Origin of the sequence: Bacillus hominis (genome assembly GCF_018332515.1) — a bacterium.
Taxonomy (GTDB): domain Bacteria; phylum Bacillota; class Bacilli; order Bacillales; family Bacillaceae_G; genus Bacillus_A; species Bacillus_A hominis.
Map to the genome: position 1 here is coordinate 1 of NZ_BOQD01000317.1, position 10,968 is coordinate 10,968.

Genomic DNA, 10,968 nt, shown 5'->3' on the forward strand with positions numbered 1-10,968 from the left:
TGTGAATAATGAAAAAATCTCTTCCTAGTAAATGAGGAAGAGATCATAGGTTTAACTAATTTTTGAATTAGGTGTTTCATCAATCTTATGAAAACCTTTCATATAATACACGATAGCCAAGCCGATAAGCCAAATTGGACCGACGATTAATGCGATTCGTGTATCTTCTGAATAGGCCATTATACCTAGTACAAGTACAAGGAAGCCGAGTGAGAAATATGAACTTAATGGGTGTAAAGGCATTTTATACGCTAGCTTGTCCTTTTTATTAGGTTGTAATCCTTTACGGAATTTAATTTGAGCGACTAATATAATACCCCAAGTCCAAATTGCCCCGAAAGTTGAAATACTAGTTAGCCATGTAAACACTTTTGCAGGAACAAGATAGTTTAATATAACACCAACGAGTAAAACGATTGCTGTTGCGACAATTCCTTGACTAGGAATCCCATTTTTATTTAAACGACCGAATCTTTCGGGTGCTTTCTTTTGTTGTGCTAATGTGAATAGCATACGGCCTGTACTAAACAAACCACCGTTACAAGAAGAAAGAGCTGCTGTTAAAACAACAAAGTTAATAATGCCTGCTGCCTTTGCGATACCGATTTGCTGGAACGTTAGTACGAAGGGACTTCCTTTCTCACCAAGTTCGTTCCAAGGGTAAATTGCCATCATAACGAATAGTGCTCCGACGTAAAAGATTAGGATTCTCCAAAATACGTTATCGATAGCTTTTGCGAGTGTTTTCTTCGGGTTTTGAGCTTCACCAGCTGTAACACCAATTAGTTCAACGCCTAAATAAGCGAATAATACCATTTGTAAGGAAAGCAATAATCCAGAGAAGCCATTTGGGAACCAGCCCCCATGTTCCCAAAGATTTGAAATACCAGTTGCAACGCCGCCATTTCCAAATCCGAATAAAATAATACCAGCACCGACTACTATCATACAGATAATTGTGACAATTTTGATGAGAGCAAACCAAAACTCAAGTTCTCCAAATACTTTTACAGATAAGAAGTTGAAAGCACTCATTAATAAAAGAGCTAGTAATGCCCAAGTCCAGCGCGGGATATCTGGGAACCAGTACTGCATGTAAATTCCAGCCGCCGTAATTTCAGCCATACAAGTAACAACCCATAAGAACCAGTAGTTCCAACCAGTAATATAGCCAGCAAGTGGGCCGATATAATCATTAGCGTATTTACTAAAAGAACCGGCAACCGGTTGTTCAATTGCCATTTCTCCGAGCGCTCGCATAATGAAAAAAATAACGAGTCCAGCGATCATATAACCTAGTAAGATGGAAGGACCAGCTAGTTTAATAGCAGAAGCAGATCCTAAAAATAGCCCAACGCCAATAGCTGAACCGAGTGACATTAAAGTAATATGTCGTTCTTTTAAACCTCGATTTAAAGTTTCAGATTTGTTTGTGTGCTGCATAAGAAGAATCCCCCTTGTAGAATGAGTCACCTAAATATTTAACTATTTCAAATTATAAAACATTTCTATCTGTTGTGCTACAAAAATAATCAGAAAAGAACTGTACTATATCTGAAGTTGTCAGACTTAAACTTAAAATTCTCACTATTAGAGAATATATTGACTCTTCTTTTTATTGATTGTTAAGATTAAGTATTACATTTTCTCACATACTAATAAGAAAAGAATGTGTGATAATAATTCAGGTGTAGGAAGGGTACATAAGTATGTTTCAATTACAAAAGTATAACACTTCTGTGAAGCAAGAAATTTTAGCTGGCATCACAACTTTTTTTACATTTGCGTATATTCTTGTCATCAATCCGAAAATATTATCTGATGCAGGTGTACCATTTGATCAAGCATTTACAGCAACTATTATTGCGACAGTTGTTGGAACGCTATGTATGGCGTTTTTAGCTAACTATCCAATTGTTATTGCTCCAGCTATGGGAATGAATGCATATTTTGCTTACTCTGTTGTTCAACAGGCAGAGGGGATTACATATGTCATTGCGTTTTCGGCAGTATTTGTAACAGGTATTATTTTTCTTTTATTATCTTTCACCTCGTTTAGGCAAAAGCTAATTGTCGCAATTCCTGATAGTTTAAAACATGCAATTGCAGGTGGAATCGGATTATTTATTGCTTTTATCGGATTGAGACTTTCGGGTATTATCGTTGACCATCCATCTAACTTGGTGACGATCGGAGACTTTCATTCACCGGCTGTTATTTTAACATTAGTTGGTTTAGTGTTAGCAGCGGTATTAATGGTATTACGCGTTAGTGGTGCATTGTTTATTAGTATGATTGTGACAGGGGTAATTGCTTTCTTTACAGGGCAATTAAAGTTTGAAAATAACATTGTCGCAATGCCACATTTACCAGAAGGAATTATTGTTTCAAACCCTATCAATGCATTTTCGGATGTAATTCAATACGGGTTATATGGAGTTATTTTTTCATTCTTACTTGTACTTTTATTTGATACAACAGGTGCTTTACTTGGTTTAATTAAACAAGCAGGTTTAAATACAGATAACACTGAAAAGCGCTTTGGCAAGGCGTTCATTGCGGATGCAATTGGCGGGACTACAGGTTCCATCTTTGGGACAAGCCCGACAGCAGCGACAATTGAATCATCAGCTGGAATTGCTGCAGGTGGTAAAACTGGATTGACAGGTATTGTAGTAGTTTGTTTAACTATTATAACTGCATTCTTTAGCCCTGTTATTGCCTCTTTATCAAGTGTAGCAGCTATTACAGCTCCTTCTTTAATTATAGTAGGTAGCTTAATGGCACAAAGCATTCGTGATATTAATTGGAATGAATTTGAAGATGCATTACCGGCATTTTTAATTTTCGTTGGTATTCCGTTAACATCTAGTATTGCGAATGGAATTGCAATCGGATTTTTAGTGTATCCAGTCTTAAAAATTGTGAAAGGGAAAGGGATGGAAGTACATCCGCTACTATACTTATTTACAATTTTATTTGGATGTCATTTATTCTTATAATATAGATAGGAGAGGGGCTTCTTATGAGAGGCCCCTTTTTTGTGTATAATGAGGTGAAATTCAAATTTATTTTGTAAATTATAAATTACTAAATGGAATATATATGTTACAATTAAAGTAGAGGAGGAACATGAATGGCTGTAAGTAAAATAAAAGTCGCACGTGTTCAGTTAGATTTAACACAGCAACAATTAGCAGAAAAAGTAGGCGTTACACGGCAAACGATTAGTTTAATTGAGAAGGGGAAATATAATCCGTCTTTAGATTTATGTTTGAAAATTTGTTATGCGGTAGATAAAACATTGAATGATTTGTTTTGGGAGGAAAAGGAGTGATAGGGTGAAAATCGTGAAAGATGAACGTTTAATGATCGAGGGATTAAAACATATTAGACTAGCTTTCATCTTACAGAATATTGTCATACTAAGTATTGTGTTTTATCGCTATGTATTGCAAGGGGCAGGTTATGAAAGTGTTTCGGATCTATTAATGATATTTATGGGCGGAATAGTAGTTATTAACTTCTTAAATTTAAAACATTCTGTAGAGGTGTATGAGCATACGGGCGGAGTATCACGTAGTTATTTCATGAAACTATTATTAATTCCAGTAGGAATTGTTATTGGGATTCTAGCTATTTGTATCATTGTAACACCGGATATTTCGATAAAGGAAATTAGTATAACAGGACTTATTATGTTTGCTTGCTTTTTAATTCCTAGTTTATTTATATACATATATATGAAAAAGATAAAAAGTGAAGATTGAAATATAAGAAAAGCTTTCCCGTATTTGGGAAAGCCTTTTTTATATTTCTTTATACATTACTTTATGTAGTCCGATTGTATCAATCTCGAATATTTCACCATGCTCCTGAAAACCTAATCGTTTGTAATAATCTGTTACAGTAATCCGTCCATTACACCATAGGATGTTTACTTTACGTTCTCGGAGGATTTGTTCAGCTTTATAGATTAAAGAAGTGCCAGCACGTTGGTTTCGGAAGTTAGGTGATGTTGCCATTCCTCGTAGACGATAGTGTATATCAGTTTGTAAATCAGGATATATTTCTTTCGAGAAGGAAGCGATGCTAATAAGTTCTTCATACAGAAATGCACCTAAGTGGAAGGTGTCAATTTCGTAGTCGGAGGAGTATTTACAATCTTCTAATGGCTGATCGGGGCGCAAAATCTTTTGGCGTAATAAGTATGTTTCAGATGCATCAATATGTTTCACTGTAATCATAATATCATCCTTTCTTATAAGCCTTTTTCTATAAGTTGTAAGAAGAAATATGCCGGTGCAACGAGAAGTCCTAGTATGCTAGCAGTTCCGAGAAGGAGTGAAAGTAAGAGACAAAAGTACTTAATTCCATTCGATTTTTTCCATCCATAACTACAAATTTCAATGCTAATACCGATGAGAATAATGGCGACGAGTACTTCTGCTAATAATAAGAGAGCTAAAGTTGAAATAGACATAATGTTATTCATCCCCATAATATGTGATAGTAACATTTTACCATATGAAATTGAGAAAATGCCCCTCATTTATGTGAGGGGCATTTTCTATTCCAATATGTTTTTCATTGTATCAATATGCTCTTTTGAACCCGTTACAAGTAAAGTATCGCCATGCTGTAACTTCGTATCACCATGTGGTATTAATGCTTTATTACCACGGTAAATTTGAATGACAAGTACATCACCTAAAAACGGAAGGCGCCGAAGTGCTAAGCCGTTATATTTATTACTTCGTAGTTCAACCTCACGTACTGTTTCATTTGCTGTTGTAATTAAGCGAACGAGACTCGGTTTATCAATAAGTGCACGTAATAAAATACGTGTAGAGTTAATAGTCGAGAATACAGCGATATGTTCTTGAGTTGCTTTTTCTTGTAGAAGGGGATCTTCTACACTTGCGATGACGTGTTCAACACCTAATTCTTTTGCGTGTTCTGCCAATAATAAGTTTTGTTCATCATCACTTGTCGCAACAACAACACGGTCTGCTTCGAAAGCTTTTTGCTCTATTAAAGATTGAATAGTAATCTCATCTAATTTTACAATAGGGAAGTCATGAGATTTCGCTTCCTCATCATTTATTTTATTTTGGCGTATCATATATAGCGTTACGTCATAATCTTCGCGTTTTAGATCAAGTGATAACGGAAGGGTAATTCTGCTTGCACCAATAATAGATACTTTCGGTTTTGGTATTTCCACTTTTGGAAACATCTTTTTAAATAATATAGGTGCAAAAATACAAGTAATAACTGCGCTTAAAATAAGAGATGCTGATAAACTTGGGCTAATGATGCCTAGCTTTTCACCAATTTGTGCAGCCGCAATAACTAAAGAAAGTGTTGATGTTAACAAAATAGCACTTCCGAGTACGATATTGCGTGGGTACCATTTTCGTAAGACGAGTGATGGCAACAGTTTTGAAATAAAGAGTCCCACAATTAGAATTGGGATCATTAGCATACTAGAAGGCTCTTTAAAAATAGACCATACTTCTAAATTTACACCAACCATTACGAAGAAAATAGGGATGAAGAAACCATATCCGATGGAATCGAGTTTCTCAACCATGTCTTCATTTGGTGATAGTAAGGATACGAGTACACCTGCTAAGAAGGCTCCTAAAATATTTTCTGCCCCAACAGATTCGGATAATCCAACTAAGATTAAGATGAGTGCAAAAACAGCTCGTGTATCAATTTGTACACTACCGGCTTTTAAGCTTTCTAGGTATGGAATGTTTTTAAAACGTCTTGCGACAAAGTAAATTACAATACCAGCACCGAATAGAAGAAGTAGAAGCCACATGCTTTGGCCGCTTTCGGAATTTAATCCGACGAATACAGCGAGTAAAATCATTGTCACTAAGTCGGCAATAACAGCGACTAATAAAATGATTTGCCCGATTGCAGTTTTTCCTAAGTTGTTTTCTTTTAATGTTGGTACGACAACACCTAAGGAAATAGTTGAAATAATTAAAGTCATGAACATTGCATTGTCTACGAATCCTAGCCATACGAATAGTAACGATAGGGCATAAGATAAAATGAAAATAAATAAGAAGATAATGCTTGCTGCTTGGAATGTGTTCGGTTCGTTTGTCGTATTCTTTTTCCCTTTTTGCTTAAAGATCGAAAAGTCAATTTCTAAACCACTTAAAAACATGAGGAAGATAAACCCTAGTGTTGATAAGACTTGAAGCCACATATCTGGCTCAATGATGTTAAATCCACTTTTACCTACAAAGATTCCTGCGATAATTTCTGCAACAACGACAGGAAGTGCTTTTAATTTAAAGCGCTGTAACAAAAGGGGAACGAAAAACGCGATTGCGACGACAACCATAAGTGATAGAACAGAAGAATGATGTTCCACTGCGTTCTCTCCCTTCAAATAAATATAGTACCTATTTTAGCCATATAATAGGAAGAAAAGCAACGCATATAGATTCGATTTCATAAAGAAAGATTTTTCTTAAAATTTGTCATAATAAGTATATTTTTCATGATTTTGTTGTTAATTCCGTAATGTGGATGTAATAGGGGAGGGGATAAAGTGAAACTTTAATCAGTGGGGTCTTACTGCTCGTTAATGCTGGATAAAAAAAGACTGCTGAGGAATCTCAGCAGTCTTTTTCATGCAAATTACATTGAGAAGAAAATCCATACAGTAAGACCAACTGTTGCAGCTGCAACGAAGAAACTGTATATCATTGTAAGAATTTGAATGTTTCCTTCTCCTTCTTTTAAGTGCATGAACATAATTAATTGTAACAACGCTTGCGCAACAGCCATTATGATAATAGTTGTTAAGATCGTTGAAAGTGGCAAGTCTGTGTAAAGTGCCACGTATAACGCTAGAAACGTTAGTGCAAGCGATAAAATAAATCCGAAAACGTGTGACCAAGGGAATCCGCTATGCGCATGCCCGTTTGCTTGATTGTTATTTTGAGCCATCTACGCCACCATCCCGTTCAAGTAAACTAGTGTGTAAATAAAGACCCAAACAAGATCAAGGAAATGCCAGTATAAGCTGATAATAAATACTTTACGAGCTGTAACTGGTGTTAAACCTCGTTTTAAAATTTGGATGATAACACAAGTTGCCCAGATGATACCACCTGTTACGTGGGCACCATGCGTTCCAAGAAGAACGAAGAATCCAGATAAGAAAGCACTTGTCTGAATCGTTGCGCCTTCACCAATGTACATAATGAATTCTTCGATCTCGAAGAATAGGAAACCTGCACCTAAAAGTAATGTAAAGATGAACCATCCAAGCATTGCTTTTTGGTTGTGCTTACGCATTTCGTGAATTGCGATACCACATGTAAAACTACTTGTTAAAAGTAACAGTGTTTGAATTAAAAGTGTCTTAACTTCAAACAATTGCGCTGGTGTTGGGCCATCAGCCGTACGACCAGCAAGGACTAGATAAGAGGCGAAAAGTGTTGCGAACAGCATAATTTCAGCCCCAAGAAAAATCCAGAATCCTAGGATGTTCAATCTGCTTTGCTCGGATTGATATTCCAAAGGTAAGCTTTTATCTAAAGCCGCCATGTCATTTCACCTCTCATGCTATATGTTCTGTTTCTTTAATTTCATCAACGCTTACGTAGTAGCCATCATCATAATCGAATGAACGATAGATTAAGCAACCTAAAATACCAATACCACCGATTGCTGCAATCCAGAACCAGCTAAATACTAATGCAAAACCTGCAAGACCGAAGAATGCAGACATAATAATAGGCACACCAGAATTACTTGGCATGTGAATTGGTTTTAATTCATCTGCTGTTGGTGTAATTGTTTCTCCGCGTTTTTTCATGAACCAGAAAGCATCAGCTTCTTTAATTTCAGGAAGTTTCGCGAAGTTGTAATGTTGTACAGGAGAGTGAGTTGCCCATTCAAGTGTACGGCCATCCCATGGATCTCCAGTTGTATCACGTTCACCGTGACGTGCACTCCAAATTACGTTGTAACAAAGAAGTACGAATCCGATACCCATCATTACTGCGCCGACAGATGCGATTTGGTTCAACCAACCCCATCCAAGGCTTTCAGAGTAAGTGTACATACGACGAGTCATACCATCTAAACCAAGGAAGTACATTGGGAAGAAACAGATGTTAAATCCGCTCATAAAGATCCAGAATGTCCATTTACCAAGGCGTTCATTTAGCATATGACCTGTCATTTTTGGATACCAGAATGTGAATCCAGCAAGCATAGCGAATACTGTACCTGCGATTAATACGTAGTGGAAATGAGCAACTAGGAAGTAGCTGTTATGGTATTGATAATCAGCTGCTGCCATTCCAAGCATAACCCCTGTAACTCCACCAACTACGAAGTTTGGAATAAATGCCAATGACCAAAGCATTGGAACTGTAAAACGAATACGTCCTTTATACAGTGTAAACAACCAGTTAAAGATCTTAACACCGGTTGGAATCGAAATCGCCATTGTCGAGATCGAGAAGAATGAGTTAACCGCTGGACCTGCACCCATCGTGAAGAAGTGATGAAGCCATACGACGAAACTCAGTAAAGAAATTGCAACCATTGAGTATACCATCGCACTGTAACCGAATAGACGTTTACGTGAGAATGTACTAATGATTTCAGAGAAAATACCGAATGCCGGTAAAATAACGATATACACTTCAGGGTGACCCCATACCCAGAACAAGTTGGCCCAGAGCATTGGCATACCGCCGCTCGCCATCGTAAAGAAGTGAGCATCAAATAGACGGTCAAATGTCATTAATGCAAGAGCTACTGTTAACACTGGGAAAGCGAAAATAATGATTACACATGTAATTAAAATAGACCATGTAAACATTGGCATTTTCATTAATTTCATGCCAGGTGTACGCATTTTTAAAATAGTAACTAGGAAGTTAATACCTGTCATTAACGTACCAAGACCTGAAATCTGTAAGGCGATTGCGTAGAAGTTATTTCCTACACCAGGAGTAAACTCTGTACCCGCCATTGGGAAGTAAGAAGTCCACCCAGCGTCTGGAGAACCACCGATTACGAAAGCGATGTTGAATAACATTGCTCCAATAAAGAATAACCAGAAACTTAAAGCATTTAAGAACGGATATGCAACGTCACGAGCACCAATTTGTAATGGTACAACGACGTTCATTAATCCTAGAACGAATGGCATTGCCATGAAAAGAATCATAACTGTACCATGTGTTGTAAAGATTCCGTTATAGTGTTCAGCGTTTAAATATGTTGTATCTGGGAATGTTAACTGGGCACGAATCATTAAACCATCCATACCACCACGGAATAACATTATAACGGCAGAGATAATATACATGGTCCCTATTTTTTTATGGTCAACAGTTGTTAACCATTCATCCCAAAGCCATCTCCATTTTTTGTACTTTGTTAGTACGAAAAGAATCGCTAATGTCACAAGAACGATAGATGCGTCAGCTCCGTAAATAATCGGGTCACCTGTGACAAAAAATTCATCAAGCTTCACTGTTTTCACTCCAATCTGTTGGAATAATAGCTATTATTTTTTGTTTTTGTAGTAGTTGTAATCACAATATTCAAGTGATTTTGGATCTACATAACTTAAGTGGTGACTAGAGAACGTCATACGCCCCACTACACCAGGTTTAATAATGTCGTTGTATTTCTCTTCTGATAATTTAGGGGCAGTTTCTTGTACTTCTTTTACCCACTTATCATATTTCTCTTTAGTTTTTGCTTCAACTTCGAATTCCATGTGAGTAAATCCTTCACCTGAGAAGTTCGAGCTACGACCTAGGTAAGAACCTGGTTTGTCAGCTTGTAAATATAAGTCCATGATCATGCCATCCATTGTATACTTCATACCACCAAGTTCTGGTACCCAGAAAGCATTCATTGGACCTACAGAAGTCAGTTTAAATTGAATTGGTACACCAGCTGGGATGTTTAAATAGTTAACGGTTTCAATTTTTTCCTCCGGATAACTAAATAACCATTTCCAGTTTGCAGATGTAACATAAATTTCAACTGGTTTAATATGTTTGGACTCTTGCGGAACCTCTTCCGAAGCATAAGTTGCTTTAACTGTTGGAATCGATAATGCGATAACGATAATAACAGGAATAATCGTCCAAATGATTTCTAATAATGTGTTACCGTGTTGATCAGGTGGCTCATAGTCCATATTCTCTGGTTTTTCACGATAACGAATCAAGATGACTGTAAACAAGATGAATACAATTGCGATAATTAATGACATAAGCACGAATGACCAAACAATTAAATCATACTGTGCCTTTGCAACAGGTCCTTGCGGATTTAATACTGCGAGTTTTTTATCACAGCCACCGAGGAACAGAACTAATGATAACGGAAGAAGCGAAGCCAACTTCCAAAATGCTTTCTTTAGTTGCACGATTGAAAATCTCCTTTCTCCTTGGATTGAAACTATGCCAATAAAATAATATAAACCTATTAATTTATAGATGGCAATAGTTTTTGTCATATTGTTAAAAAATAGACACAAATGCACACTTTTTAAGGTGAATATCATTTGTAACTTGATAACATTGTAAACTATTTTCCAGAGAAAAACGTGATTGTAGAAATTTTAAGATAAATAAAGTTATACCAACATATCCAAGAAATAGAAAAAAGCTATCTTATCATAAGAAAGATAGCTGAATATTTAGTATATTTAGTTTATTTTCTGAGTTATATTTCGTTGCTGTTCAAATTGGACAACTTTTTTATATTTAACTTGGGATAAAATGTAACAAATAATCATAAATGGAATCCCGCAATAAAGAGCAATTCTCTGATCTGGAATGAAAGCTAAACTAATAAATGTAATGAAATTGAGTGAGAAAGCTACGATTGGAACTATTGGATAAAGTGGTGTACGATATTTTAAATCATTTATGTTGCCGCCATTTTTCACGA

11 protein-coding genes and 1 pseudogene are annotated in these 10,968 nt (G+C 36.4%); 3 read left to right on the forward strand and 9 right to left on the reverse strand.

Annotated elements, in window-relative coordinates; all coding sequences use genetic code 11:
* Positions 1 to 51: 51 nt before the first annotated feature.
* The gene (locus KI356_RS23415) at positions 52 to 1,443 is read right to left on the reverse strand and encodes an amino acid permease (protein ID WP_212936615.1); all 1,392 of its coding nucleotides are present in this window, start codon (positions 1,441 to 1,443) and stop codon (positions 52 to 54) included.
* A 266-nt stretch (positions 1,444 to 1,709) separates the two neighbouring features.
* Here KI356_RS23415 and KI356_RS23420 point away from each other — a divergent pair, with 266 nt between their 5' ends.
* The 3 genes from KI356_RS23420 to KI356_RS23430 all read left to right on the forward strand — a co-directional run bounded on the left by KI356_RS23420 (position 1,710) and on the right by KI356_RS23430 (position 3,770).
* Positions 1,710 to 3,002 carry an NCS2 family permease gene (locus tag KI356_RS23420; RefSeq protein ID WP_088057556.1) on the forward strand — a complete coding sequence of 431 codons (1,293 nt, stop codon included), beginning with the start codon at positions 1,710 to 1,712 and terminating at the stop codon, positions 3,000 to 3,002.
* Between the two features lie 134 nt (positions 3,003 to 3,136).
* Complete coding sequence (locus tag KI356_RS23425) at positions 3,137 to 3,337, forward strand: helix-turn-helix transcriptional regulator (protein WP_000301182.1); 201 nt, start codon at positions 3,137 to 3,139, stop codon at positions 3,335 to 3,337.
* Between the two features lie 4 nt (positions 3,338 to 3,341).
* Positions 3,342 to 3,770 carry a hypothetical protein gene (locus tag KI356_RS23430; protein WP_128282842.1) on the forward strand — a complete coding sequence of 143 codons (429 nt, stop codon included), beginning with the start codon at positions 3,342 to 3,344 and terminating at the stop codon, positions 3,768 to 3,770.
* Between the two features lie 39 nt (positions 3,771 to 3,809).
* On the opposite strand, the gene KI356_RS23435 is transcribed toward KI356_RS23430, so the two are convergent.
* The 8 genes and pseudogenes from KI356_RS23435 to KI356_RS23470 all read right to left on the reverse strand — a co-directional run.
* Positions 3,810 to 4,247, reverse strand: coding sequence for a GNAT family N-acetyltransferase (locus KI356_RS23435; RefSeq protein ID WP_212936616.1), 438 nt, complete (start codon positions 4,245 to 4,247; stop codon positions 3,810 to 3,812).
* A gap of 14 nt (positions 4,248 to 4,261) precedes the next feature.
* Complete coding sequence (locus tag KI356_RS23440; RefSeq protein ID WP_128282844.1) at positions 4,262 to 4,552, reverse strand: DUF4022 family protein; 291 nt, start codon at positions 4,550 to 4,552, stop codon at positions 4,262 to 4,264.
* A gap of 18 nt (positions 4,553 to 4,570) precedes the next feature.
* Positions 4,571 to 6,400, reverse strand: coding sequence for a monovalent cation:proton antiporter family protein (locus KI356_RS23445; protein WP_212936617.1), 1,830 nt, complete (start codon positions 6,398 to 6,400; stop codon positions 4,571 to 4,573).
* Positions 6,401 to 6,669: 269 nt separating this feature from the next.
* The gene (gene qoxD, locus KI356_RS23450) at positions 6,670 to 6,981 is read right to left on the reverse strand and encodes a cytochrome aa3 quinol oxidase subunit IV (RefSeq protein ID WP_128282846.1); all 312 of its coding nucleotides are present in this window, start codon (positions 6,979 to 6,981) and stop codon (positions 6,670 to 6,672) included.
* Positions 6,982 to 7,584, reverse strand: coding sequence for a cytochrome aa3 quinol oxidase subunit III (gene qoxC / locus KI356_RS23455; protein ID WP_000729319.1), 603 nt, complete (start codon positions 7,582 to 7,584; stop codon positions 6,982 to 6,984). It lies immediately after the preceding gene.
* A gap of 13 nt (positions 7,585 to 7,597) precedes the next feature.
* Positions 7,598 to 9,532 (reverse strand): cytochrome aa3 quinol oxidase subunit I, encoded by a 1,935-nt coding sequence (gene qoxB / locus KI356_RS23460; protein WP_002204397.1) that lies wholly within the window; start codon positions 9,530 to 9,532, stop codon positions 7,598 to 7,600.
* Between the two features lie 33 nt (positions 9,533 to 9,565).
* Complete coding sequence (locus KI356_RS23465; RefSeq protein ID WP_212936618.1) at positions 9,566 to 10,441, reverse strand: cytochrome aa3 quinol oxidase subunit II; 876 nt, start codon at positions 10,439 to 10,441, stop codon at positions 9,566 to 9,568.
* A gap of 282 nt (positions 10,442 to 10,723) precedes the next feature.
* Positions 10,724 to 10,968, reverse strand: a pseudogene (locus tag KI356_RS23470) (amino acid permease); the annotation flags it as partial.